This is a genomic window from Kribbella sp. CA-253562 (genome assembly GCF_050942265.1).
Classification (GTDB): Bacteria; Actinomycetota; Actinomycetes; order Propionibacteriales; family Kribbellaceae; genus Kribbella.
In genome coordinates, this window is record NZ_CP192049.1 from 285489 (window position 1) to 309222 (window position 23734).

At 69.7% G+C, this 23734-nt stretch carries 29 protein-coding genes and 2 tRNA genes; 13 read left to right on the plus strand and 18 right to left on the minus strand.

Annotation, left to right across the window (positions count from 1 at the left end; all coding sequences use genetic code 11):
• Positions 1–6: 6 nt before the first annotated feature.
• Positions 7–324, minus strand: a complete 318-nt coding sequence (locus tag ACQPXM_RS01405) for a hypothetical protein (protein ID WP_432943900.1) — start codon at positions 322–324, stop codon at positions 7–9.
• A gap of 83 nt (positions 325–407) precedes the next feature.
• Entirely contained in the window at positions 408–1679 is a 1272-nt protein-coding gene (gene ilvA, locus ACQPXM_RS01410; protein ID WP_432943902.1) for a threonine ammonia-lyase IlvA, read from the minus strand.
• 232 nt (positions 1680–1911) lie between these two features.
• Between ilvA and ACQPXM_RS01415 the strand changes: the two genes are divergently transcribed.
• Positions 1912–2778 (plus strand): HIRAN domain-containing protein, encoded by an 867-nt coding sequence (locus ACQPXM_RS01415; protein WP_432943904.1) that lies wholly within the window; start codon positions 1912–1914, stop codon positions 2776–2778.
• 63 nt (positions 2779–2841) lie between these two features.
• On the opposite strand, the gene ACQPXM_RS01420 is transcribed toward ACQPXM_RS01415, so the two are convergent.
• The 4 genes from ACQPXM_RS01420 to ACQPXM_RS01435 form a co-directional block, all read right to left on the minus strand.
• On the minus strand, positions 2842–3489 hold the full coding sequence (locus tag ACQPXM_RS01420; protein ID WP_432943906.1) for an MBL fold metallo-hydrolase: 648 nt from the start codon (positions 3487–3489) through the stop codon (positions 2842–2844).
• Between the two features lie 95 nt (positions 3490–3584).
• Positions 3585–4544 carry an acetylxylan esterase gene (locus ACQPXM_RS01425; RefSeq protein ID WP_432943908.1) on the minus strand — a complete coding sequence of 320 codons (960 nt, stop codon included), beginning with the start codon at positions 4542–4544 and terminating at the stop codon, positions 3585–3587.
• A 52-nt stretch (positions 4545–4596) separates the two neighbouring features.
• The gene (locus tag ACQPXM_RS01430) at positions 4597–5055 is read right to left on the minus strand and encodes a hypothetical protein (protein WP_432943910.1); all 459 of its coding nucleotides are present in this window, start codon (positions 5053–5055) and stop codon (positions 4597–4599) included.
• Between the two features lie 80 nt (positions 5056–5135).
• Positions 5136–6689: an LCP family protein gene (locus tag ACQPXM_RS01435; RefSeq protein ID WP_432943912.1), complete on the minus strand. Its 1554-nt coding sequence runs from the start codon at positions 6687–6689 to the stop codon at positions 5136–5138.
• A gap of 295 nt (positions 6690–6984) precedes the next feature.
• Between ACQPXM_RS01435 and ACQPXM_RS01440 the strand changes: the two genes are divergently transcribed.
• Positions 6985–7074, plus strand: a tRNA-Ser gene (locus ACQPXM_RS01440).
• Positions 7075–7119: 45 nt separating this feature from the next.
• On the opposite strand, the gene ACQPXM_RS01445 is transcribed toward ACQPXM_RS01440, so the two are convergent.
• Positions 7120–8007: an LLM class flavin-dependent oxidoreductase gene (locus tag ACQPXM_RS01445; protein WP_432943914.1), complete on the minus strand. Its 888-nt coding sequence runs from the start codon at positions 8005–8007 to the stop codon at positions 7120–7122.
• Between the two features lie 216 nt (positions 8008–8223).
• On the opposite strand from ACQPXM_RS01445, the gene ACQPXM_RS01450 reads away from it, so the two are divergent.
• On the plus strand, positions 8224–8454 hold the full coding sequence (locus ACQPXM_RS01450) for a hypothetical protein (RefSeq protein WP_432943916.1): 231 nt from the start codon (positions 8224–8226) through the stop codon (positions 8452–8454).
• A gap of 92 nt (positions 8455–8546) precedes the next feature.
• Here ACQPXM_RS01450 and ACQPXM_RS01455 read toward each other — a convergent pair whose 3' ends face one another.
• The gene (locus ACQPXM_RS01455) at positions 8547–10424 is read right to left on the minus strand and encodes a phosphoenolpyruvate carboxykinase (GTP) (protein WP_432943918.1); all 1878 of its coding nucleotides are present in this window, start codon (positions 10422–10424) and stop codon (positions 8547–8549) included.
• A gap of 285 nt (positions 10425–10709) precedes the next feature.
• On the opposite strand from ACQPXM_RS01455, the gene ACQPXM_RS01460 reads away from it, so the two are divergent.
• On the plus strand, positions 10710–10964 hold the full coding sequence (locus ACQPXM_RS01460; protein WP_077018085.1) for a hypothetical protein: 255 nt from the start codon (positions 10710–10712) through the stop codon (positions 10962–10964).
• Positions 10965–11053: 89 nt separating this feature from the next.
• Here the strand turns inward: ACQPXM_RS01460 and ACQPXM_RS01465 are convergent, their stop codons facing one another.
• The 7 genes from ACQPXM_RS01465 to ACQPXM_RS01495 all read right to left on the minus strand — a co-directional run bounded on the left by ACQPXM_RS01465 (position 11054) and on the right by ACQPXM_RS01495 (position 15104).
• The gene (locus tag ACQPXM_RS01465; protein WP_432943920.1) at positions 11054–11578 is read right to left on the minus strand and encodes a YciI family protein; all 525 of its coding nucleotides are present in this window, start codon (positions 11576–11578) and stop codon (positions 11054–11056) included.
• A gap of 83 nt (positions 11579–11661) precedes the next feature.
• The gene (locus ACQPXM_RS01470; protein WP_432943922.1) at positions 11662–12063 is read right to left on the minus strand and encodes an arsenate reductase ArsC; all 402 of its coding nucleotides are present in this window, start codon (positions 12061–12063) and stop codon (positions 11662–11664) included.
• Positions 12060–12809 carry an aquaporin gene (locus ACQPXM_RS01475; protein ID WP_432943924.1) on the minus strand — a complete coding sequence of 250 codons (750 nt, stop codon included), beginning with the start codon at positions 12807–12809 and terminating at the stop codon, positions 12060–12062. Before ACQPXM_RS01475 ends, ACQPXM_RS01470 begins: the two co-directional genes overlap by 4 nt.
• Complete coding sequence (locus tag ACQPXM_RS01480; RefSeq protein WP_432943926.1) at positions 12806–13414, minus strand: ArsR family transcriptional regulator; 609 nt, start codon at positions 13412–13414, stop codon at positions 12806–12808. The genes ACQPXM_RS01475 and ACQPXM_RS01480 overlap by 4 nt, the downstream gene beginning before the upstream one ends.
• A gap of 123 nt (positions 13415–13537) precedes the next feature.
• Positions 13538–13924, minus strand: a complete 387-nt coding sequence (locus tag ACQPXM_RS01485) for a hypothetical protein (RefSeq protein WP_432943928.1) — start codon at positions 13922–13924, stop codon at positions 13538–13540.
• Between the two features lie 24 nt (positions 13925–13948).
• Positions 13949–14443, minus strand: coding sequence for a GNAT family N-acetyltransferase (locus tag ACQPXM_RS01490; protein WP_432943930.1), 495 nt, complete (start codon positions 14441–14443; stop codon positions 13949–13951).
• Positions 14444–14783: 340 nt separating this feature from the next.
• Positions 14784–15104: a hypothetical protein gene (locus ACQPXM_RS01495; RefSeq protein WP_432943932.1), complete on the minus strand. Its 321-nt coding sequence runs from the start codon at positions 15102–15104 to the stop codon at positions 14784–14786.
• Positions 15105–15553: 449 nt separating this feature from the next.
• Here ACQPXM_RS01495 and ACQPXM_RS01500 point away from each other — a divergent pair, with 449 nt between their 5' ends.
• On the plus strand, positions 15554–15805 hold the full coding sequence (locus tag ACQPXM_RS01500; RefSeq protein WP_432943934.1) for a hypothetical protein: 252 nt from the start codon (positions 15554–15556) through the stop codon (positions 15803–15805).
• Between the two features lie 117 nt (positions 15806–15922).
• On the opposite strand, the gene ACQPXM_RS01505 is transcribed toward ACQPXM_RS01500, so the two are convergent.
• Positions 15923–15998: transfer RNA gene (locus ACQPXM_RS01505), tRNA-Arg, on the minus strand.
• Positions 15999–16115: 117 nt separating this feature from the next.
• Between ACQPXM_RS01505 and ACQPXM_RS01510 the strand changes: the two genes are divergently transcribed.
• The 6 genes from ACQPXM_RS01510 (at position 16116) to ACQPXM_RS01535 (ending at position 21329) form a co-directional block, all read left to right on the plus strand.
• On the plus strand, positions 16116–16670 hold the full coding sequence (locus ACQPXM_RS01510) for a hypothetical protein (RefSeq protein ID WP_432943936.1): 555 nt from the start codon (positions 16116–16118) through the stop codon (positions 16668–16670).
• A gap of 105 nt (positions 16671–16775) precedes the next feature.
• Entirely contained in the window at positions 16776–17372 is a 597-nt protein-coding gene (locus ACQPXM_RS01515; RefSeq protein ID WP_432943938.1) for a hypothetical protein, read from the plus strand.
• A complete protein-coding gene (locus tag ACQPXM_RS01520; RefSeq protein ID WP_432943940.1) occupies positions 17369–18601 on the plus strand; it encodes a hypothetical protein in 1233 nt (410 codons plus the stop codon). Before ACQPXM_RS01515 ends, ACQPXM_RS01520 begins: the two co-directional genes overlap by 4 nt.
• A gap of 193 nt (positions 18602–18794) precedes the next feature.
• Entirely contained in the window at positions 18795–19799 is a 1005-nt protein-coding gene (gene fgd, locus ACQPXM_RS01525) for a glucose-6-phosphate dehydrogenase (coenzyme-F420) (protein ID WP_432943942.1), read from the plus strand.
• Between the two features lie 42 nt (positions 19800–19841).
• A complete protein-coding gene (locus tag ACQPXM_RS01530) occupies positions 19842–20729 on the plus strand; it encodes a DUF72 domain-containing protein (RefSeq protein WP_432943944.1) in 888 nt (295 codons plus the stop codon).
• 33 nt (positions 20730–20762) lie between these two features.
• Positions 20763–21329: a hypothetical protein gene (locus ACQPXM_RS01535; RefSeq protein WP_432943946.1), complete on the plus strand. Its 567-nt coding sequence runs from the start codon at positions 20763–20765 to the stop codon at positions 21327–21329.
• A 46-nt stretch (positions 21330–21375) separates the two neighbouring features.
• Here the strand turns inward: ACQPXM_RS01535 and ACQPXM_RS01540 are convergent, their stop codons facing one another.
• Positions 21376–21750, minus strand: coding sequence for a hypothetical protein (locus tag ACQPXM_RS01540; protein ID WP_432943948.1), 375 nt, complete (start codon positions 21748–21750; stop codon positions 21376–21378).
• Between the two features lie 81 nt (positions 21751–21831).
• Here ACQPXM_RS01540 and ACQPXM_RS01545 point away from each other — a divergent pair, with 81 nt between their 5' ends.
• Positions 21832–22227 carry a hypothetical protein gene (locus ACQPXM_RS01545; RefSeq protein WP_432943950.1) on the plus strand — a complete coding sequence of 132 codons (396 nt, stop codon included), beginning with the start codon at positions 21832–21834 and terminating at the stop codon, positions 22225–22227.
• A 15-nt stretch (positions 22228–22242) separates the two neighbouring features.
• Here ACQPXM_RS01545 and ACQPXM_RS01550 read toward each other — a convergent pair whose 3' ends face one another.
• A complete protein-coding gene (locus ACQPXM_RS01550) occupies positions 22243–22782 on the minus strand; it encodes a GNAT family N-acetyltransferase (protein ID WP_432943952.1) in 540 nt (179 codons plus the stop codon).
• A gap of 183 nt (positions 22783–22965) precedes the next feature.
• Between ACQPXM_RS01550 and ACQPXM_RS01555 the strand changes: the two genes are divergently transcribed.
• Complete coding sequence (locus tag ACQPXM_RS01555) at positions 22966–23733, plus strand: SDR family NAD(P)-dependent oxidoreductase (protein ID WP_432943954.1); 768 nt, start codon at positions 22966–22968, stop codon at positions 23731–23733.
• The last annotated feature ends 1 nt before the right edge of the window (position 23734 follow it).

A 23734-nucleotide genomic window follows, 5' to 3' on the forward strand; every position in this document is an offset into this window, starting at 1 on the left:
CGGGGCTCAGTCATCGCCGTCCACGGTGTCGTCCAGATCGTCGTCGATGCCGTCGTCGTCCTTGTCGTCGTCATCGCCGGCCGTGCGCGGAGTGCCCGGGGTCACCTGCTCCGCCCCCGGCGTGCTCGGCGGCGCGGCGGTCGGCGAAGGCGACGGCGAGGCTGACGGCGACGGCGGTATCGCCGTACCGGAGCCGGCCGGGACGACCACGACCGTGTCGCCGAGGCCGGGCGACGAGCGGTCGGCGAGGTACTGGGTCAGCGCGAATCCGGCCACGGCCAGCACCACGGCGACAGCCAGGTAGATCAGGCGTGGAGATCGCATGCTCACAGCTTGCGATGCCTCCCGAAGAACCGCATGAGCCGAAGATTACAGATTTCTCATCTTGCGCCCCGGCCGACAAACCGTCAGATCAGGTACCGGAACTCCGACGACCCCGGATCGATCCGCTCGATCGTCAGCGGCGCCGCGTCCATCCGCTCCAGCAACCCGGCCAGGTCACCGGGCCGTCCGATCTCGATGCCGACCAGCGCGACGCCGGTCTCGCGGTTGTTGCGCTTCACGTACTCGAACAGCGTGATGTCGTCGTCCGGTCCGAGCACCTGGTCGAGGAACTGCCGCAGCGCACCGGGCTCCTGCGGGAACGTCACCAGGAAGTAGTGCTTGAGTCCTTCGTGCACGAGCGAGCGCTCGAGGATCTCGCCGTACCGGCTGACGTCGTTGTTGCCACCGGACAACAGGCACACGACCGTCTCGCCCGGCTTCACCTCCACGCCGTTGCCCAGGGCAGCAGCCGCCAGCGCGCCGGCGGGCTCCGCGATCAGGCCGTCGATCTGGTAGAGCTCGAGCATCTCCGAGCAGACCAGACCCTCCGGCACCGACGTCATCTCGACACCGGCCGCGGCCACCAGCGGCAGCGTCACCGCACCAACTCGGCGTACGGCGGCGCCGTCGACGAAGCTGTCCAACTGCGGCAAGGTCACCGGCTCGCCGGCCGCCAACGCCGCGGCCATGCTCGCCGCACCGGCCGGCTCCACACCGACGATCCGTACGCCGGGATGCCGCTCCGCCAAGTACGTCGCGACGCCGGCGATCAGGCCACCGCCACCGACCGGAACCACCAGTACGTCGGGCGCATGACCGAGCTGCTCGACGAGCTCGACAGCCAGCGTGCCCTGGCCGGCGACGGTCCGCGGGTCGTCGAACGCCGGGACCAACGTCGCGCCGGTCGCGGCGGCCTCGGCCAGCGCGGCGGCGGCCGCGTCGTCGTACGAGTCGCCGGTGATGATCACTTCGACCTGCGTACCGCCGAGGGCCGCGATCCGGTCGCGCTTCTGGCGTGGGGTGGTGCGCGGAACGTAGACGCGTCCGTGCACGCCGAGCGTGTGGCACGAGTACGCGAGGCCTTGGCCGTGGTTACCGGCGGACGCGCAGACGACGCCGGCCTTCTTCTCCACGTCACCGAGCTGGGCGATCAGGTTGTAGGCACCGCGCAGCTTGTACGAGCGGCCGATCTGCAGGTCCTCGCGTTTCAGCCAGACGTCGGCGCCGGTGCGTGCGGAGAGTCGCGGATTGCGTTGCAGGGGAGTCCGGACCGCGACCCCGTCGAGCCGGTCGACGGCCTGCTCCACCGCTGCCGCGCCGACCGTCGTTCGAGCGACTGTTTCACTGCCCTGCATGACGTTCCTTCCCGTGCATCTGCACGTGATTCACCGGTTTTCCCGCAGCACAAGACACGCTGAGTCCACAGTACGGACGCGCGGACACCGTTGGGCAACGGGTCCATTTTCCATGCGTGAAAAGGGCTTCGGCTGGGCAGTCTAGTTCTCATACGCTCACTCGGTGTAACGGCCAGGGCGACCTGGACGGGATGAGCCGAGTCACCGGTCAACGGGGACTGGAGGGCAACTGATGGAACTGATTCCGTTCAGTCTGTGGGGAGACGCCCTGTGGTGCGGTCAGGAAGTGGTGCGGGAAGCCCCGCACGAGCAGGCGATTCGTTGCCTGTTTCCCGACCCGATCCCAGCGCGAGGAGCAGACCTGGACACCACCGCGGACCTCGTCCCGGAACCGCACAACCGCTTCGACCCGCGCTCGATCGCCGTTCGGGTGCAGGGCAAGGTGGTCGGCTACCTGCCGAGGGACGACGCGCACCGGTACCACCCGGTGCTGTCGGAACTGGTGGCGCAAGGCCTGCAACCGCAGGTGCCGTGCCACTTGTGGGTCAGTGAATGGGAGCCGGCCGACTGGGAAGGCCGGGGCAACCAGGGCACCGAATTCCACGCCAGCGTGGCGGTCGCACTGGGCCAGCCCCACATGCTGGTCCCGATCAACCTGCCACCACCCGGGAGCTACCACGTGCTGCCGCCCGGCAGCGGCATCGTGGTCCCGGGCGGCGAGGTGCACCCGGACGTGCTGGCGCCGTTCTTCCGGCCGGAAGGCGAGTGCTGGGCCTACGCGACCATGCACGCGGTCGAGGAGGACGACGGCATCAACGAACGGCACCGGATGGTGGTCGAGATCCGACTGGACGACGAACCGGTGGGCCGGCTCAGTCCGCGGCTCAGCGCGGAGTTCCTGCCGGCCATCCACTATCTGGCTGACATGCGGGCGGAAACGGCCGCCCGGGTCGCCGTTCGCGGTGACCGTTTCGCCTCGGAGGTGATTCTGTACGCGGCCCGGAGTCACGACCTGCCGGCCACCTGGCCGGACGGTCTGACCCGCTCCCCAGTCGCATCTCCCACCTGGCACTACTGGGCGGGCAAGGAAGCGAACTGACCAACGCCAACGGCGGACGCGCAGTACTCACCAATCAGTCAGGTGGTGGCGGGTACCGCGGGCCTACCAGGGGCTGAGGAGTTGACCGACTTGCGCAGCTACCGTCGGGCCGCCGAACACCTCGGCGGCCCGGGCGGTAGCGGCTTCGGGCGACAGCGACGGGCCGACGTGGGTCACGACCAGTCGCCCCACACCGGTACGCCGGGCGAGCGCCCCGACCTGCTCGGGCGTGTGGTGCACCGGGCTCTCCTCACCGGAGTCCGCCTCGCACAGCAGCAGCTCCACACCCGCAGCCAACTCGTCCAGCGCCGGGCAGGGCGCGCAGTCACCGGAGTACGCCAAGCTCCTGCCGTCGACGGTTGCTCGTAGCCCGTAGGCGTCACACCCGTGCTCCACAGCCCGGCTGACCAGCTCCAGCCCAGCCAGCTGGACCGTCAGCCCATCCTGCAGCTTGCGCAACTCCAGTACGTCGCTGACGAAGCCGGCGTCCTCCTGCTCGAAGAAACCGGCCAGGCGCTTCCCCAGCGCTGCCGGCGCGTACACCGGAAGCGGCCGCGCCAGCGGTGGCAGCAGCCCGTACGCCAACGCGTAGTACGCGTTGAGCAGATCGCCGACATGGTCCAGATGCAGGTGGGACACCCAGATCGCGTCGAGCTCCGCCAGCGAGGTGTGCCGGAGCAGCTCCGCCAACGAGCCAGGGCCCGCGTCCATCCAGACCTTGGCGCCGCCGCCCTGCAGCAGGTAGCCCGAACACGGGCGATCCGGCAACGGGTACGGCGCGGCGGTGCCGAGGACTGTCAGGCTGGTCAGAGCTTCGCACCGATCAGCTGGAAGATCTCGTCGTGGGCGCCGGGCAGGTCGTCGTGGCCCAGGTCCGGGTAGGTGCGGATCTCCTTGGCGGCGCCGAGCTGGTTGTAGATCGCGTACTGCGTGGATGGCGGGCAGACCTCGTCCTCGAGGCCGGTGAACAAGGTGACCTCGGCCTGGATCCGCGGCGCCAGGTGCTGGACGTCGATGTAGCCCAGCGTGGTGAACACCTCCTGCTCGCGCAGGTGCCGCGGGTCCCGCTTCTTGAACCAGGTGGTGATCTCGTTGTACGGACCGCGATCCAGGTTGAGCTCCCAGGCCCGCTGGTAGTCGGTCAGGAACGGGTACACGCTCGCGGCGTACTTGATCTCCGGGGTGAGCGCGGCGCAGACCAGCGTGAGGCCGCCGCCCTGGCTCCAGCCGGTCGCGGCGACGCGGTCCGCGTCGACCTCGGGCAGGCCGCGGATGATGTCGGCCAGCCGCCGGGTGTCGAGGAAGACGTGCTTGTAGAGCAGGCTGTCCGGGCCACCGTCGAGTCCGTGCACCAGGTGGTTGTGCAGGCTGAAGCTGTTCGGCTCCTGCGACTCGGTGCGGAAGCCGACCTGCTCGCGCACGTCCAGCGCCGCCACGGTGAACCCGCGCGCCGCGTACGGCAGCAGGTCGACCCAGCGCGGCTGCTCGCCGCCGTACCCGTGGAACATCAGGACGGCGGGCCCGGTCGGCTCCTGCGGCCGGATCACCTTGGCGTGCACCCGGTAGCCGCCGGTGCCGTTGAAGTACAGGTGCTGGGCTGTCGCCGTGGTCAGCGGGAAGTCGGTCGCGTCGACGAACGACTCCTCGGCCTCGACCCCGGCCAGCTCGGCCAGCGCCTTGTCCCAGAACTCGTCGAAGTCGTCCGGTCGCGGGTTGGTGCCCTGGTAGACGCTCAGTTCCTCGGCAGACATCTCGAACGACAGCACGCGCGGCTCCCTTGCTCAGATCCAGGTCCGGACAGGTTCGAACAAACCTGGATCATTCTGCGCGATCGGCGTCCGGACCGGCAGTGCCGTCCCAGATGGTGTAGCCGTGGGCCTTGTTCAGCCGCTCGCGCAGCTCCGTCGCGAGTTGCTGGTCGCGGTCCGGCGCCAGCCAGCGCACCGGAATCAGGATCGAGCCGTCCTTGTGCTTGGTCCGCAGTACGACGGCCTCGCCGTGTGTGGTCTCGACCCGGCCGACCTCGGTGATGTCGGTCCAGTCGGTCTTCACGCCGCGGACCTCGATCTGGTCCTCCCCGAGCCTCAGCAGCACCGGCGGCCGGAGCAGGATCCACAGCCCGGCCAGCGCGACCAGACCGCCGAGCGCGAGGAACACGGCCACCACCGCATCGGGCAGGCTGATCGCCCAGGCGATCGCGGCCACGCCGAGCAGGATCAACCCGGCGGCCAGGACTCCGAGGAACCGCCCTGCCCGCATCCGGTACGTCGTACGCATCGGCCCAGGATCTCACCCGGTACGCCGGACCCGGCGCCGCGGGTCGCCCCGCCCGCGCCGACCCGGTCGGTCCCGGCGGCTCAGGGGTTGGCCGGGTGGTACGCGCAGGCGTCGCTGAGGTCCTCGGTGCCACCGGCCGGCGGCTTCGCCGGCGTGACCGGCTTGCCGGTCGAGGGCTTCTTGGTCGGCGTCCCGGTGGTCGAGGCGACCGGCTTCTTGGCCGAGATCGCGTTCTGCACGATCTGGGCCATCGCCTCGTAGTCGGGGTTCTTGCCGGTCGGGAAGTTCTTCTTCTTGTCCAGGTCGATGTTGGTGACCTTGGCGCCCTTCACCTTCATCGCGAGCTCGACGAAGGCCGGCAGGATCTCCTGCGGGATGTCGGTCTGCAGCAGCTTCTTGCTGGCCGAGGCGATCTGCTGGTACTTCGTCACCAGCGTGCGCGGGTTGGCGCTGTTGACGATCGCGTGGATCGTGCAGCGCTGGCGCTCCTGCCGGGACGCGTCGTCCAGGCCGTACCGGCCGCGGGCGAACCAGAGCGCGTCGTGCCCGTTCAGCTTCTGGTCCGGGCCGGGCTCCAGGTAGTCCTTCGGCAGCACGTCGTCGGCCGAGCCCGGACCCTTGTAGTCGCCGCCGATCGGGACCCGGTAGTTGATGTTCACGGTGATCCCGCCGAGCGCGTCGACGATCGACTCGAAGCCCTTGAGGTTGACCTGCATGTAGTAGTCGATGTCCAGGCCCAGCGCCGCGCCGGCCGACACCTTGAGCACGTCGGCGCCCTCGTTGTCGGACGGGCCGAGTACGCCGGGGTGGGCGGCCGGGAGGTTGCGGTACATCGCGTCCAGGTAGTACTCGGGCTGCTCGACGTTGCCGAGGCTGGGGTCGTAGAAGCCGTCGGGGTAGAACTTGTGCAGCGGCGAGTCCTCCGGGAACGGCATCCGCATCCAGTTCCGGCTGAGCGAGATCAGCTTGGTGTCGCCGGTCTTGGTGTCGATGCTGGCCACCATCACGGTGTCGGTCCGGGTGCCCTCACGGCCGGCGCCGTCGTCCGCGCCGAGCAGCAGCAGGTTCAGCCGGGGGGTGTTCTCCCAGGGATCCTTCTTGTTCTCGACGTCCGGCCGGGTGGCGCTCTTGGAGTTGCCCTCGGAGGCGAACACGCTGCCGACCAGATCCCGCTGGGCCATCACCGTTTGCGCGGCGACCGTGGTGGGAACCGCGATGCCGAAGCAGAGCAGACCGACGAACGCCGAGCCCGCGAGCCGGCCGACCGCGGTCAGGCTGACCGGACGCAGCAGCTTGTGGGAGGCGACCACGATCCAGATCCAGAGCAGGCCGAGCACGACCACCGCGGCGGTCGCGATCAGCAGCTGACTGGGGTCGACGGCCAGCGTGAGCACGGCGTCCCGCTTGGTCAGCCCGATGTACGCCGCCAGGGCGAGCAGCCCGACGCTCAGCGTCATCACGAACGCGCCGAGCTTGGTCCGGCCGCCCATGACGAAGCCGGACCCGGGAACCAGGGCGCTGATCAGCGTGAGACCGATGGCCTTCGAGACCGTCCGCGTCCGGTATGCCCGGTGACGCGACCGGTTGCCCTTGGGCGCAGACCTGCGACCGGTGGCGCGAGTGCTCCGCGACATGGCTCCGTTCCCTGGTATCGACGACGTGGCGGCGATGCGGACCCCGCCCAGGCGGTCCTGAGGGCTGGCTGACGACCCGATGGGTTCAGCTTCCCGGTAGTACAGACGCCGTCACGGCCTCCTCGGTTGACTTGACAGGCGACCCCCGTCGATTCGGCCAGATTACAGGGGGCCGGGACGACACTCCCAAGCCGTCCGGTCGAGGCGGCCACGCGCCGTCCGGCGCCCGCTTTGCTCCGACGGCGTCCGGCCGGATAGTCTTGGCCGTCGTCGTGTCCCGCGAGGGACCGTCGGAGGAGGCGTCGCCTAGTCCGGTCGATGGCGCCCGCCTGCTAAGCGGGTTGAGGGTAATCCCCTCTCGCGGGTTCAAATCCCGCCGCCTCCGCAGTACGAAAGAGCCGCCAGCGATCAGCTGGCGGCTCTTGTCGTTTCACTCGAAGGCGAGCGTCTTGGCCTCGGCGACGCGCTCGACCGAGCGAGCGGTGACCGGCTCGAGGCCGACGACCAGGTGCTCGACGCCGAGATCGGCGTACGCCGTGAACGCGGTGGCGAGCTCCTCGACCGGGCCGGCCAGGGCGTTGCCCTCGCCGTCCGGCTTCTGCTCCGGGTCCCGCACGGTGATGCCGACCGTCCGGCTCACCTCACCGGACGGCCGGTCGTTGCGGACCAGCGCCTCGTCCAACTCGGCCAACCGGGCGCGGACGTCGTCGCCGACCGCCCCGAACCAGGCGGTGTTCCACTGGTCGGCCCACTGCGCGGTCAGGTCGAGCATTCGGGGCCGCCGCGCCGCGACCAGGATCGGGATCCGCCGCTCCGGCATCGGCACGAGCGTCGCCTGGTCGACCTGGTAGTACGTGCCCTTGCTGGTGACCGTCTCGCCTCGGAGCAGCCGCGCGAGGATCTCGAGCCATTCGGAGAACCGCCCGACCCGGTGGTCGGTCGGCAGTCCGAACGCCTCGTACTCCGGGTCGTGCCAGCCCGCGCCGACGCCGAGAATCACGCGTCCGCCGGAGACCTCGTCCAGTGTCGTGGCCATCTGCGCGACCAGCCCCGGATCCCGGAACGACGCGCAGAGCACCATCGTGCCCAGCTCGACCCGGCTCGTGATCGCCCCGACGGCGCTGAGCAGCGTCCAGGCCTCCTGCATCCCGTACGTCGTACCGGCCGGGTCGCGGTAGAAGAAGTGGTCGGCCAGCCAGACCGAGTCCAGTCCGCTCTGCTCCGCCGCGAGCGCGATGCCGCGGGTGTCGGCCCACCGGGGCATCTGTCCGTCCGGCCCGTCGTTCCCGCCGACCGGGAGCATCACTCCGATTTTCATCCGCCCAACATAGGCGAGTCACCGCCGGGAACGACCGGCTCGCCGGTGGCGGTTTCCGGCCAATTCCGGCGGTCGTACGTCGGATTCGTGACAGTCGGCGTTGCGAGGTGTGGCGAGTGTTCGCCGTGGGTAACTGGGGGATTGCCCGGCGGGTGAGGCCGCGGTGAGGAGCGGGCGCAGGAGCAGCCTCGGACCTCACGAAAGGGTGTGGTGGCGGTGACGGATTCACTGATCCGACCGCAGTTCTACGATCTCCGTTTGTTCCTCCAGCTGTCGCTCCCGGCGCACGTCGCCTGCTGGGCCGACGGCGCCTGGCGGGCGGCCTGGCTGATCAGCCGGCTGCACTGCGGAGACGGCTGGATCGGCCTCGTCCAGTACGCCGGCCCGAACGGCCAGGAGCTCACCGCACGACTCCCGCTGGACCGCATCGCGCCACCAAGGCTCTGACACACAGCGAAGCGCCTCGCCCCGACTGGGGGCGAGGCGCTTCGCGCGGTCCGGCGTACTGGCTTCCGGTCAGCCGCCGGCGTTCAGGTGGTTCAGGCGCCGAGCCGGCTGCGCAGACCGTCCAGCTCGAGCCGCAGCTCGGCCGGCACGGTGTCGCCGAGCTTGGCGAACCACTCCTCGATCAGCGGCAGCTCGGCCTTCCACTCCTCGGCGTCGACGACGAGCGCGACCCGCAGCGCCTCCGGCGTCAGGTCCAGCCCGTTCACGTCGAGCGCGTCGGCGGTCGGCACCGCGCCGATCGGGGTCTCGTCGGCCGCGGCCCGGCCCTCGATCCGGTCGATGATCCACTTCAGCACCCGGCTGTTCTCCGAGAAGCCCGGCCAGACGAACTTGCCCGCCTCGTCCTTGCGGAACCAGTTCACGTAGAAGATCTTCGGCAGCTTGGCGGCGTCGTGCTCCTTGCCGACGGTCAGCCAGTGGTTCAGGTACTGGCCGGCGTCGTAGCCGAGGAACGGCAGCATCGCCATCGGGTCACGCCGGACGACGCCGACCTCGCCGACCGCGGCCGCGGTGGTCTCCGACGACAGCGTGGCGCCCATGAACACGCCGTGCTGCCAGTTGCGCGCCTCGGTGACCAGCGGCACCGTGGTGGCCCGGCGGCCGCCGAAGATGATCGCCGAGATCGGCACGCCGTTCGGGTCGTCGTACTCGTCGGCGATGATCGGGCACTGCTTGATCGGCGTGCAGAACCGGCTGTTCGGGTGGCTGGACAGCTCGCCGTTGCCCGGCGTCCAGTCGCGGCCCTTCCAGTCGGTCAGGTGGTCCGGCGGGGTCTCGGAGTAGCCCTCCCACCACACGTCGCCGTCGTCGGTCAGCGCGACGTTGGTGAAGACCGAGTTGCCCTTCTCGATCGTGCGCATCGCGTTCGGGTTGGTCTTCCAGCCGGTGCCGGGAGCGACGCCGAACAGGCCGAACTCCGGGTTCACGGCGTACAGGCGGCCGTCCTCGCCGAAGCGCATCCAGGCGATGTCGTCGCCGAGCGTCTCGACCTCCCAGCCGTCCAGCGTCGGGTCGAGCATCGCCAGGTTGGTCTTGCCGCAGGCGCTCGGGAAGGCCGCCGCGACGTAGTGCACCTTCTTGTCCGGCGAGATCAGCTTCAGGATCAGCATGTGCTCGGCCAGCCAGCCCTCGTCGCGGGCCATCGCGCTCGCGATCCGCAGCGAGTAGCACTTCTTGCCGAGCAGCGAGTTGCCGCCGTACCCGGAGCCGTAGGACCAGATCGTCCGCTCCTCGGGGAACTGGACGATGTACTTCTCCTCGTTGCACGGCCAGCTGACGTCCTTCTGGCCCGGCTCGAGCGGTGCGCCGACCGAGTGCAGGCACGGCACGTACGGCGCGTCGGCGCCCATCTTGGCGAGCACCTCGGCACCGGTGCGGGCCATGATCCGCATCGACGCGACGACGTAGGCCGAGTCGGTGATCTCGACGCCGAACATCGGCTTGTCGGCCGTCAGCGGTCCCATGCAGAACGGGACGACGTACATCGTCCGGCCCTTCATGCTGCCCCGGTACAGCTCGGTCATCAGGGCCTTCATCTCGGCCGGGTCCATCCAGTTGTTGGTCGGACCGGCGTCGGCCTCGTCGACCGAACAGATGAACGTGCGCTGCTCGACCCGGGCGACGTCCGAGGGGTCGGTGCGGGCCCAGAAGGAGTTCGGCTTCTTCTCGTCGTTGAGCCGGACCAGCGTGCCGGCCGCGATCAGCTCGTCGGTGAGCTTCGTGTACTCCGCGTCGCTGCCGTCGACCCAGTGGATCCGGTCCGGCTGGGTCAGGGCGGCGACCTCGGCGACCCAGGCCCGCAAGCCTTCGTGCTCAGTCGGGGCGTCGGTCAGGTCGAACGTCTTCGCGGCGGCGGAGCTCTCGACGCTGAGCGCTTCCTCGGTCCGGGCAGGGCTGGCGGTGGTCGTCATCGGCGGCTCATTCCCCTGTTCGTCGTGTGATCTGTCGCATACCAGTAACTGCAGTGGGCGTATACCAGTGTGCAAGTGGTACTAACCGTACGCGACCCCACGGCGTGTTGAGAACCCGTAGTACGTGAGCCCGATCACAAACTTCCGCCGACAACCGCTTTCCGCCGGAAAAACCTTCGTTCGCAGGGCGTTCGGGCTCCTCAGCCGCAGCTTCGGGTCTACGGCCCGCGGGGCTTCGGGCCTCCTGGCGGCGACGGCTCGGTGCTGACCTGGCACCATGCCGCCATGCCGAGCGACTACGGAGAACCGATCGGGCAGGTCCTGGGCGACAGCTTCCGGGTCCCGCCGCTGCTGCCGGCCTGGACCGCCTTGGAGGGCATCGTCCTGGTCAAGTGCCTGGACGACGAGGGCCACCCGAGCTGGGCCTTCCGGGAGACCGAGGGGATGAACGTCGAGGAGGTCATCGGGGTGCTGACCATCCAGCTCGACATGCTGCGCGAGCGGGCGCTGGACTCGTTCCGCGCGGAGGACGACGACTAGCCGGCGACGGGGGTCGCTGTACGGCGGGTCAGCGCCGGCGACGGGGTGCTCGCAGTAGGCCGGTCAGCGCCGGTCGCCGGGGGATCGGGTCAGCGCCGGCCGCCGAAGCGCCAGGGGCGGATCTCCGTGGTGCTGCTGGCGCCGGTCAGCCTCGCGGCCGTCTCGCGATCGGGCGCGTCGACGGCGGCGACCCAGCCGATCGGGGTCTCGTCGTCGAGCAGTTCGCCGTACACGATCAGGTGCTCCGGCGACGCCGGCTCAGGCGTGGGCTCGCCGAGGCCGATCAGCAGGAAGCGGTCGGTGCCGTCGTACGGGCCGGTGAAGTCCCACATCGTGCGGCCGAGCAGGTTCCGGAAGCGGTGCAGCAGGACGGACTCGAACACGCCGGCCTGGTAGTACGGCTCGTCGTACGCGAAGGTCTCGGCCGCCGCGAGGCCGGGCAGGTCGACGATGTGCAGGCTGCCGGTCGTCGCGCTGTCGTCGTCGTTCATCGTCGGCCCGCGCGCGATCAACTGCTCGGCGTACCCGTCCATGAAGGCCCAGTGCTCCTCGGTCAGCCGCTGCTTCAACCCGAACGAGTCCGACCGGTCGCGTCCGTAGACGAAGTACTCCACGCCCGCCACCCTAAGCCGCCCGCCGGGCCAGCAACCGGACCAGTGCGAGCAGCGCTCCCGACCTGCGACAACGGGGTTGGCGGTCAGGTGGTGCGGAGGTCGGCGAGCAGCTTCTCGATCCGGACTCGGATGTCGTCGCGGACCTGGCGGACGACCTCGATCGGCTGGCCGGCCGGGTCGGTCAGCTCCCAGTCCTCGTAGCGCTTGCCGGGGAAGATCGGGCAGGCGTCGCCGCAGCCCATCGTGACGATGACGTCGCTGGTCCGGGCGGTGTCGTACTCGAGCAGCTGCGGGGTGTTGCCGGTGATGTCGATGCCGACTTCCCGCATGGCCTCGACGGCGGTCGGGTTGATCTGGTCGCGGGGCTCAGATCCGGCCGACCGGACCTCGACGGTGTCGCCGGCGAGGTGGCGGAGCCATCCCGCGGCCATCTGGGAGCGACCGGCGTTGTGGACGCAGACGAACAGGACGACGGGCTTGCTCACGAGGAGGCTCCTGCGGTGGTGTCGGTTGACGGGGTGACGACGTCGCCGGCGGCCTGCCCGGCGCGGGGATAGAGGACGGCGAGCAGCCCGACCCCGGCCGCGGCACCGGCGAACTGCGCGACGACGAAGCCGGGCACGGAACCGGGAGCGATCCCGGCGAAGGTGTCGCTGAAGGCGCGGCCGATGCTGACGGCGGGGTTGGCGAACGAGGTCGACGAGGTGAACCAGTACGCCGAGCCGATATAGGCGCCCACGGCAACGGGTGTGACGGCGGCGCGGCCCGACCAGGCCAGGGCGAAGATCAGTACGACGAGTCCGGCGGTCGCGACCACCTCGCCGAGCCAGAGGGGCCCGGAGCTGCGGTCCTTGGTCGACCAGGAGACGGCGGCTTCGGCGTACATGAGGTTGGCGAGCACGGCTCCGGCGATCGCGCCGGCGACCTGTGCGGGGAGGTACGCGGCCAGGTCACGCGGCGACAGGCCAGTGCCGGTACGACGTCCGAGCCACCAGTCGACGACCGAGACGACGGGGTTGAAGTGCGCTCCGGACACCGGTCCGAGCATGAGGATCAGTACGGCGAGGCCGAGCGCGGTCGCGAAGGCGTTCTCCAGCAACTGCAAGCCGATGTCGTTGGGGGACAGGGCGGAGGCTGCGATTCCCGAGCCGACGACGACGGTGACGAGCAGGCCGGTGCCGAGGCCTTCGGCGAACGCTCGGCGCCAGAGGGGCGCGGCGAGGCCACTCACTGGCGATCCTGGTCTGTGAGAACGGGAGCGAGCCGGTCGATGCGGCCAGTGAGCTCGGCGAAGGCGGCCTCGAACGCCGCGTCGGTGTCGACGGCCGCGGGATCAGCGACCGACCAGTGCAGCCGCGGCCGAACATCGGCCGGAAGACGCTCGTACGCGATGTCGCACACCGCGATCACCAGATCGTCGGCCTCGACCACGTCGCCGACCCGAGCGGTGCGCCAGGAGTCCGGATCCAGCCCATGCTTTCGAGCAATCCGGACAGCCCGCGGATGCGGCCGCTCGGCCGGCTCCGTACCGGCCGACAGCGCCGGGATGTGACTCCGCCGGGCCCAGATCGAAGCGGCCAACTGGGAACGAGCCGAGTTCCGCGTACACACGAACACCACCCGCGGCGCCGCCGCCAGCGAAGGCGTCACCGCCGATTCCAACGCCTCGGTCACCAGCCGCACATACGTGCGCCGCCGATCCCCCTCGGACCGAGACCGCACCACCAGCCCCGCGTCCTCCAGCACCTTCAGATGGTGCGCGAGCAGGTTGGTCGGCAACTCCAGCACAGCGCTCAACTCTCCGGGCGCCGCGTCCCCGGCGATCAGTGTGTCCACGATCGCCAACCGGGCCGGCTCTCCCAAGGCAGCATGAATCCGCGCACGGGCGGCCAGGATAGATTGCTCAGTCTTCATTGACTCAATCATCACTGAGCAATCCGTGCGCGTCAACCAGAGCCGCTAGCAGTACTCCTCAACCACAAGCAACGACCGATGCCGATCGTCCTTGAACTCCGCCACCACGAAGTCGGTGTAGTCGTCCGCGTCTTCCGCCTCGCCTTTCAGATACGGACGAATCGTTGCCAACAGCCCACTTCGCGCGCCGGCCGCCACTTCACTGACGTCGTCGCGAAACACCTTCAGCACCCGAACCCCGGCGTCGCTCATCAGGCGCTCGATCCGGCTCCACCGCAGCTCCCCACGCCGCCTCCGCCAACGAACACCCTGCTCGTCGACGTACTCGCGTTCGCGGACCAGCGACTGGTAGATTACCGGCTCGCCCGCGGTGCTGTCAGGTCGCTCCGCCGGAGTGCTGTCGTTCTGCCCGGTGGTTCGCTTCCGGCTCATGCCGACCTCATCCCGCCGCGAGTGCTAACGCAACTGCTTGCGCAGTTGGGCGCAGATGGTCTCGTACCGCCTGACCGAGCCGTCAGCCGCTCGCTCGTCCCACGCTTCGAGCTTCTCGTCGTACGCGACATAGCCCAGCCGCTCGTACAGAGCCTGCGCCCGCGGGTTGCTCAGCTCGACACTCAACTCCGCCCGGTCAAGGCCCCGGTCGAGGATCCGCTGCTCGGCAGCTCCGACGAGCACTGTCCCGATCCCGCACGACTGCAACGCCGGGTGGACCGACAACTGCCACAACGAACCCGCCCCGGGGGACGGCGAGTAGTCCACCCCGCCGATCGCCACCGGCAGATCGGCCTTCGTGCAGACGGCGAGGTAGTCGACCTCCCCGGCCCGTGCCCGGCCGAGCTGCTCGGCAACCTGCGTCAGATGAAGCTCGCTGCCGGAAAAACCACACATCGGGAGATCGGCGTCAGTCAGATCCCGAACGGTCAGCTCGAGTACGACGGCGGTCGTGCTCACTCCTGCCTCCTGTCCCGAGGCGCGCGCCTCACGGTCGCTCGCCGTCCCGCGGAGGCCGGACGTACCGCAGCATCTTCTCCGCCGAGGCTCCGAACGCGTGGAAGTCCAGGGTCAGATATCCGCAGCAAGGAGCCGTACGGGCGATCACCGGGTGGCTCGATCACGTTGACGTACGGGCGGTCGCTCACAAGCCCCAATGCTGCCACCGGTACGACGAGCTGGTCGCCGCATTTACGGCCCTGACAGAACCGGATCCGCCGTCGGAGCCTCGGACCTCCCCGTCACCCGCACTGCCACGCCACCGCTCATGGCAGCCCCCTTTGCCTGACCGTACGCAGGCTCAATCGAGCGGCGGCCGGTACAGCACCTCGACGAACTCGATCCGTTCATCGACAACGTCAAGAATCAGGTAGCCGTCCCACCCCGGATCGTCGTCCTCTGGATACCAATTGCGGTGCCGGTCCAGCGGGTAACTCTTCTCGGGCGGCAGCGTGGTGTGGAAGCTCTGACAGAAGTCGTCACCACAGCCGCACATCTCGAGGACGCGCAGCTCGTCGACCTGGCTCGCGAGTTCGTTCTCGTTATCGCGGCTGAGCGCAGCTCTGAGTTGCCCCGCAAGTACCGGCCACCGATCGACGAGCCTCGGCGCATCCATGTCCATAACGGGAGGCTACGGCCCAGCCTGTCTGCTGCACGGCACTCAGCCGGCCGAGTGTGCCCCCACCACCTGAGCCGCACTGCCGGCGACTCACCCCCGGCAATGACAAAACCCCAGGTCATCCACCTGGTGACCTTGGGGTTTTGCTGGCGCGCTCCGAGGTATTCGAACCCCCCAACCTTCTGATCCGTAGTCGAGTTCGGACAGTCCATCGCCGTCCGCCGCGAGCGGTCTAGGTGACCTGATCTGGGCGGATTGTCCACCGTGTCCGGCTCCATCCAGGTCCGCTGCGACCTGAGCAGGTAGCCAGTTTGGAAGTGCGGCCGAGCGCCCGCGCGGATGCGGTCTCCACGCCTGAACGGGTGCCCAAAGCACCCCCTGATTGACCGCCGATGACCGCCAGTCAGGGCACGTAGAGGGCACGCGAGGTCGGCGTATGGAACCATCCGATCATGACGAAGGGGTACCGATGCAAGAATTTCTCGATCGGTCTACCGGACGACGCTGAGGACCAATCCCTCACCGCGCTCTTCAAACATGTCGCAGACAGACTGGCCGAAGACGACCCCATCAGCATGGACGACATGATCGCGATCGGCTTCGAGACCGAGCTGGGTGACGATGCTGCCTTTCGCGGCACGTTCACCATCGTGTTCGCCGACGAGGACTCTGCGACCGCCACACCTGCCACGTCCCCCCGGTAGCTGCCAAACCCAGGCCAGCGCGGCGACGAGGCGGCTCGGGGCTCACGCCGTGCTAGCAAGTCAGGCGCCGAGAATGACAAAACCCCAGGTCATCCACCTGGTGACCTGGGGTTCTGCTGGCGCGCTCGGAGGGATTCGAACCCCCAACCTTCTGATCCGTAGTCAGATGCTCTATCCGTTGAGCTACGAGCGCGGGCAACGACGAGTAACGATACATGGAGTCGGGCTCGGGGTGGTAATCGGGTGGAGGGAGGGGGTGGGCGGCGCGGGAAGGGGGTTCCGGCGAGGCGGGAGCACTACATTTCCGGGCATGGACATCGGTGATCTGCTCGGTGGGCGGGACCTGAACGACGTGAAGAAGGCCGTCGGGTTCGTGCTGGAGAACTCGGACGACTTCGAGAAGGTGCTGAAGCTGGTCAAGGACCTGCCGGACGACGCGCTGGAGTTCATCGGGAAGTTGCCGCAGTTGCTGACGACGATCGGTGGTGGGCTGGCCGAGGCCGGGGAGCAGGCGGCGAAGGCGGCCGGTGCGCTGGTCGGGGACGACGGTGAGGGCGGCGCGCGGAAGGCGCTGGCCGGGAGTGCGACCACGATGCACGCGGCCAAGGACCGGCTGAAGGACGCGGCGGGGATGCTGTCGGGGCTGGCCGGGGAGCTGGACAAGATCCCGGGCATCGGCGACGCGGCGGCCAAGCGGCTGAACGACGGCAGCGGGCAGGTCAGCGGAGTGGCGACCGAGGTGGAGAGCCTGGCGGGCAACCTGCAGGACCTGTCCGGCATCCTGGCGTCGGTCGGCGAGGCGCTGTCCGGGCTGGGCAGCAAGCTCAGTGAGTCGGGCGGCACGGTCAAGACCCTGCTCGACTGAGGAGCCGGAAAACACTCCGAATCGGTGGGAACCGGACCGTGACGGTCGTCGTCTAAGACGCGTTGTCGGGCGGCGGGAAACGTGACGGGTAAGGGAGAGCTCCGCGTGGCTGGGGTCTGGGGCAGGGCTGGTGGAGTGGTACGGGGGACGCTGATCGCGTCCGCGATCGCGCTGGTCGCGGGACTCGGGATCGGGTTCGCGGCCGGCGAGCCGGTGCGGGCCGACGACGTCGTCCCGGCGCGCAAGCTGCCGGCCGATCTGTGTGAGCGGCTCGGTGACATCTCCGCGATGCTGCCGGAGAACGCGTCGCCGGTGTTCGCGCAGACCGGGACCGGTGAGGTGCGCTGCCGCGCGCTCGCCGAGGAGTCGAGCCAGAAGACGTACACCGCCGCGGCGATCACCGTCCGGATCACCCCGTACGGCGGGAAGGTCGCCGGCGAGGGCGAGCCGCCGTTCCGGCCGGACCAGGTGGCGCGCAAGGCGTTCGACCGGGAGAAGGGCACCCTCGTGCGCGACCGCCCGTACTCGACCCGGATCGACAGCCACGGCCGGACCGGTGGGGAGGACTGGAAGGTCTCGGTGGTCGTACAGCGCGACGACCTCGTCGTCCAGGTGGACTACGAGGCGCATCCGGTGACGCGAGAGAAGGCCGAGGGAGCCGCGCTGGTGCTGGCGGACCGGGCGATCTGGGAGGCGAAGTGAACACCGCACCGGTCATCTCCGGGTACGAGCTGGGGCAGCGACTGCTGGAGCATCCGCTCGCCGAGATCTGGCGTGGGCGGTCGTTCAGCGGGATGGAGGTCGTCGTCCTCGTGCTGAGCGAGGCCGGCGCCGCCGATCCCGCCGTCCGCGAACGCCTCGGTGAGGCCAGTCGCACCGCCGCGCTCGGACCCGGCCGCGAGGAGGTCCCGCTCTGGGCGGCCAACCTGACCGCGACCCGGCCGTACGCCGTGACGCAGCTCGTCCCGGGCCAGTCCGGCGCCGAGCGCCTGATCGACCCGCTGGACGGCCTACTCGGCAACGACGAGCAGTCACTGGCCGCGGTCCGCAACCAGCTCGCCCAGTACGGCGCCGCGCCGATCCCCGCCGAGGGGCAGTCGTCCGTGGTCGCCGGTACGCCGGGGCAGCCGGGCGCGGCGAGCGCAGCCGGCCAGCCCTCCGGTCAAGCCGCTGCCGCGCACGCCTCCGGCGCAGCCGGCGCGCACACCCCCGCCCAAACCCCCACACACCCGGCCAAGCCGAAGCCCAAGCCCTGGCTCTATCTCGGCGCGATCGTCCTCGTGGTCGCGGTCTTCAGCATCACGTACTCGATCGGCGCCGCGGTCCGAAGCGCCACGGCCAAGACCGACCCCGTCGTCCCGCCCCCGGCCCCGGTCAGCCCCAGCCCGATGCCCACCGGCGTACTCGTCCCGGGCATCGACAAGGTGACCGCCGTGCCCTGGTCCAGGGTCACCGCGTCCGACGGCGTGGCCGGCGCGGTGTACACCTCCGGCGCCGGCCTCGAGGTCGCCCGCGGGCTCGGGCTGCCGTTCGAATTCGGGTTCCCCGATCGCCCGGTGCTGGACCAGAAGACCTCGGTGGAGTCGTCCTCGACGATCTACCGCCGCGTGCTCGCCGGCCCGGGCTCCGCGAACGCCGGGCTCGATCTCCGCATCGCCGTCCAGCCATGCCGTGACCAGGCGGACTGCCTGGCCGGCCGGGCCGCGTTCGACCAGGACTGGACCACGGCGTACAAGATGCCGGTTCCGGCCACGCCCCGCGACGGCCGCACCTGGTACGCCGTCAAGCCCAAGCCGTACACGTTCGCGATGACCCACGTCTTCTCCTCGCAGGGCCGCTGGTGGCTGGCCGGTGCGGCCGCCGTCGCAGCGCCGGGTCAGGAGCAGTCCGCCCAGCAGGTCGTCAACGACATCTGGCGCCAGACCGGCTGACCGCGCCAGACCGGCTGACCGCGACCGACCGAGCCCAGCTCCGGGCGTCGTACCCCCTGACCGGCAGACCCCGCACGACCTCCGTCCGCCGCCACCGCCGAGCGCAGTACGGTGGCGACACGCCGACGCGGCATAGACCGGGCGGTGCACGGGTTGTCACCCGTGGACGGACTTACGACGGAGGAGCGAGACGGTGAGCATTCGGATCGGTTACAAGGCCTCGGCGGAGCAGTTCGGCCCGCGGGACCTGGTCGAGTACGCGGTACGCGCGGAGCAGCTCGGGCTGGACAGCGTCACCGTTTCCGACCACTTCCTGCCCTGGCGGCACGAGGGCGGGCACGCGCCGTTCGCGCTGGCCTGGATGGCCGCGGTCGGCGAGCGGACCGAGCGAGTGCTGATCGGTACGTCGGTGCTGACGCCGACCTTCCGCTACAACCCGGCGGTGATCGCGCAGGCGTTCGCGACGCTCGGCGTGCTGTACCCGGGCCGGATCATGCTCGGCGTCGGCAGCGGCGAGGCGCTCAACGAGATCGCTGTGTCGGGCCGCGAGTGGCCCGAGTTCAAGGAGCGGTTCGCCCGGCTGCGCGAGTCGGTCGACCTGATCCGTGCGCTGTGGACCGAGGAGTCGGTCAGCTCCGACGGGCCGTACTACAAGACCGTCGAGGCGTCGATCTACGACCGGCCGGAGACGCCGCTGAAGATCTACGTCGCCGCGGGCGGACCGCTGGTCGCCAAGTACGCCGGCCGCGCGGGCGACGGTTTCATCGCGACCTCGGGCAAGGGCATGGAGCTCTACACCGACAAGCTGATGCCCGCCGTGCGCGAAGGCGCGGAGAAGGCCGGCAAGAAGTTCGAGGACGTCGACCGGATGCTCGAGGTCAAGGTCTCCTACGACCGCGACCCGGAGCACGCGCTGGAGAACACCCGGTTCTGGGCGCCGCTGTCGCTGACGCCCGAGCAGAAGCACAGCGTCGACAGCGCGACCGAGATGGAGCGGCTGGCCGACGAGCTGCCGATCGAGCAGGTCGCCAAGCGCTGGATCGTCGCCTCGGACCCCGAAGAGGTCGTCAAGCAGTTCCAGCCGTACCTGGACGCCGGTTTCAACCACTTCGTCGTGCACGGCCCGGGCCACGACCAGGAGCGGTTCCTGACCCAGTTCACCGAGGACGTCGTACCGCTGCTGCGCAAGCTGGGCTGAGCGCCGGGTTTTCCGGCCTCACCGGGTGGGGACCGGACCGGCATGGACCAGTGGGCTGACGGGCCGTACCGGATCGGGATCTCCGGCTGGCGGTACGCGCCGTGGCGGAAGGTCTTCTATCCCGAGGGCCTTCCGCAGCGCGCCGAGCTGGAGTACGCGTCGCGGCGGCTGAACTCGATCGAGCTGAACGGGTCGTTCTACTCCCTGCAGCGGCCCTCGTCGTACCAGCGCTGGTACGACCAGACGCCGCGCGGGTTCGTCTTCGCGGTCAAGGGGCCGCGGTTCGTCACGCACATGAAGAAGCTGGACGACGTCCAGACGCCGCTGGCCAACTTCTTCGCCTCCGGGGTGCTCGCGCTCGGGGAGAAGTTCGGGCCGGTGCTGTGGCAGTTGCCGCCGACGCTCGGCTACGACGCGGACCGGCTCGCCCGGTTCTTCGACTTGTTGCCTCGGACAACTGGTGAGGCGGCGCAGCTCGCCCACAAGCACGACGACCGGATGATCGACCGATCGTTGCTGGAGGCATCGGTCGAGCAGCCGATCCGGCACGCGCTGGAGGTGCGGCACGCGTCGTACGAGCAGGCGTCCTTCGTCGATCTGCTGCGGGCGCACGACGTCGGGCTGGTGTGTGCGGACACGGCGGGCAAGTGGCCGATGCTGGACGACGTGACGGCGTCCGACTTCGTGTACGTGCGACTGCACGGGGCCGAGGAGTTGTACGTCAGCGGGTACGACGACGACGCGCTGGACCGCTGGGCCGGGCGGATCAGGACCTGGCACAGCGGCCGGACACCGACGAACGGACGGCGGGTCGGCTCGGCCGCGCCGCGCCGGCAGCGGGACGTGTTCGTGTACTTCGACAACGACGTGAAGGTCCGCGCGCCGTTCGACGCCGAGGGTTTGGCGCGGCGGCTGGGGATAACCGGTTGAGTCGTCAGGGTCGCGGCGACGACAATCGCCGGGATGACGTTCGAGGTGGTCCGCGCCGACGACCCGCGCTGCGCCGTACTGGAGGCTGACGGGTACACGGTGGTCGGCGAGTCCTGGGCCGCGCGGTTACGCGACCCGGATCGGGCGATGCTGGAGCAGGCGGGTCGGCGGGCGGAGGGCGTCGTCGTACGGGAGTTGGGGGTGGAGTCCGCGGCTGCGGTACTCGAGGTGGAGACGGCGAACGAGCCCGACTATCCGTACACCCCGGCGACGCATCGGGTGGTCGGGTCGCTCGAAACGATCCGGGAGTTGTGGACGGCGGGCCGGGTGTTCGGCGCCTTCGACGGGGGTCGCTTGGTTGCCGTGACGCACATCCGATTGGATGGGGAGACCGAGTTCACGTCGGTGCTCGACGGGTATCGCGGCCGAGGCGTCGGGCAGGCGGTCAAGGCCGCGTCGATCCTCGCGCTGCTGGAGCAGGGCGTCCGCGTCTTCGGCACCGGCGGGGCGGCGGTCAACGACGCCAGTCTGGGCGCGAACCTTGCCCTCGGCTACGTCGTTGAGGAACGCTGGCGGAGCTACGCGCCGCCGGAGGGCTGACGACCTGGCCGGGCGTCGTGTGCTGACGCTCAGCGCCCGGGCCCGATCAGGTCGGGATCCACTCCGGCCACCACGGCGGGACGTTCGCGGGGCAGATCGGCGCGGCCATCGTGGCCGGCGTACCGGCCCAGGAGAACAGGGCCAGGTCGGCGATCGCGATCGCGACCAGCGCGCCGATCAGCGGCATCAGGAACTTGCCGCCGCCGCCCTTTCTCATCACCCGCCAGACCACGCTGAACAGCACGATGTTCACCACCAGCGCCACCGGCAGCCCGACGAACAGCAGCGTCGGCCCGTTGCCGACGCCGTTGAGCTTCACCCCGCAGTCGTCCCAGGCCCGCCGGGTGATCCACAGCAACCCGAACCCCGCCGCACCACCGATCACCATCGAGAAGAACGACAGCCGGTTGCCTTTGCCCATAGGCCAACCGTATTGGCTGCGGCGGCCGGTCGCCTCTCGCAACGCCTGTCCGCGCCCCCGGTGACCACCTACGATCCCGGCATGACGGCGAAGCGCTGGGTTTTCGTGGTGGTGGCACTGGTGGGACTGGCGCCGCTGATCGCCGCGCTGGTCGAACAGCAGTGGGTGAGCGCGTTGACCCGGGCCTTTCCGGTGGTCCTCTTCAGCGCGCTGGCTGTCAAGGAGTTCCGCTCGCCGTCGCCGTCACGGGCCTGGACCAAGCGCCAGTTGGTCCTCACGCTGGCGCTCGTGGTGCCGGTCACGGCGGTGACGTTCGGCATGATCATCTGGGTCGCGGTGGTGAGCGGCGATCCGTACCTGCTCGTCGCCTGTGTCGCCCTCTTACTGGTCTGTACGGCGCTGCTCGGGCTTGGCGCCCGGGTCCTGCGGAAGGAGCACCTGCTGGCAACGAGCGCTGCTGCAGCGACCGATTCCTGATCGGCCGCGGAACCGTCAGCCTTTGATCGTCACCGGCCGCTGCGGCGGGCTGAGCGGGTCGGTCGCCAGCCGGGCGTGCCGCTCGACGTCGTACCGGGTGCCGTCGTAGGCGAGGCGCTGGCGTTCCAGCCCCTCGTACAGGAAACCGGCGCCCGCGGCGACGCCGCAGGACGCTGGGTTGTTGGTGCGGTGACCTAGCTCGAGGCGGTAGAGGCCGGCGTCGTGGTGGGCCCAGTCGGCGAGGGCGCGTAGCGCGTCGCGGGCGACTCCCTGGCGGCGGACCTCCGCGATCGTCCAGTACCAGGTCCAGCCGACCTGGTGGCGGTCGATGTTCGTCACCGCGACGCAGCCGACCGGGTGGTCGTCGGCGTCCGCGACGGCGTACACGTGCCCGTTGTCCAGGTCGGCGACCCGGCCGATCCAGTCGACGGCGCTCGCGGTGTCCCGGATGCCGCCCTGGGCGGCCATGTCCGGGTCCGCATGCGCCGCCGCCAAGCGCAACGCGTCAGCCACACGCCACCGCCGGAGATCAAGCGTCGCCAGGTCGTAACCCATCTGTCGAATCTACCTCCGCCACTGCCACCACAACCGAGTCATCGGCCTGTCTCGACGGACCGCGGACGTGCACCACTGATCAACCGACTGAAATGCCCTCGTCACGACGGGTGCTGAGCGTGAGTCCGGCCGAGCGCGCCGGGTTGATCAGTGGTGGACGTCCGGGTCCTGCAGGATGGGCGCATGCGATTTCTCGACTTCTCCGACCAGGTCGTGCTCGTCACCGGCGCCAGCAGCGGAATCGGGGCGGCCGCGGCCGTCGGGTTCGCGGAGGCGGGGGCGACCGTCGCGCTGCACTACAACGCCAACGAGGCGGGCGCCCGGCACACGGTCAGCGCGGTGAACACGGCCGGTGGCGCCGCGTCGATGCACCAGGCCGACCTCGCGGACCCGGACTCGGCGGGGGCGCTGATCGACGCGGTGCTGGCCAAGCACGGCCGGATCGACGTCCTGGTGAACAACGCCGGTGACCTGGTCCGGCGGACCGCGGTGACCGACGTACCGGACGAGGAGTTCCGCCGGATCCTGGACGTCAACCTGACCTCGGTGTTCGCGATGAGCCGGCGGATCGTGCCGGTGTTCCGGGCCCAGGGCGGCGGCGCGATCGTCAACGTCACCTCGATCGCCGGCCGCAACGGCGGCGGTGGCGGCTCGGTCCTCTACGCGACCAGCAAGGGCGCCGTCAGCACGTTCACCCGCGGCCTGGCCAAGGAGCTCGCGCCCGACGGCATCCGCGTCAACGCGATCTCGCCCGGCGTGATCAGCACCCCGTTCCACGACCGCCACACCGGCGAGCAGCAGCTGAAGACCATGCTCGCCACGATCCCGATGGGCCGCACCGGTACGCCACACGAGTGCGTCGGCACGATCCTCTACCTGGCCTCCGACGCGATGAGCTCCTACGTCACCGGCCAAATCGTCGAGGTCAACGGCGGCCAACTGATGCCGTGAC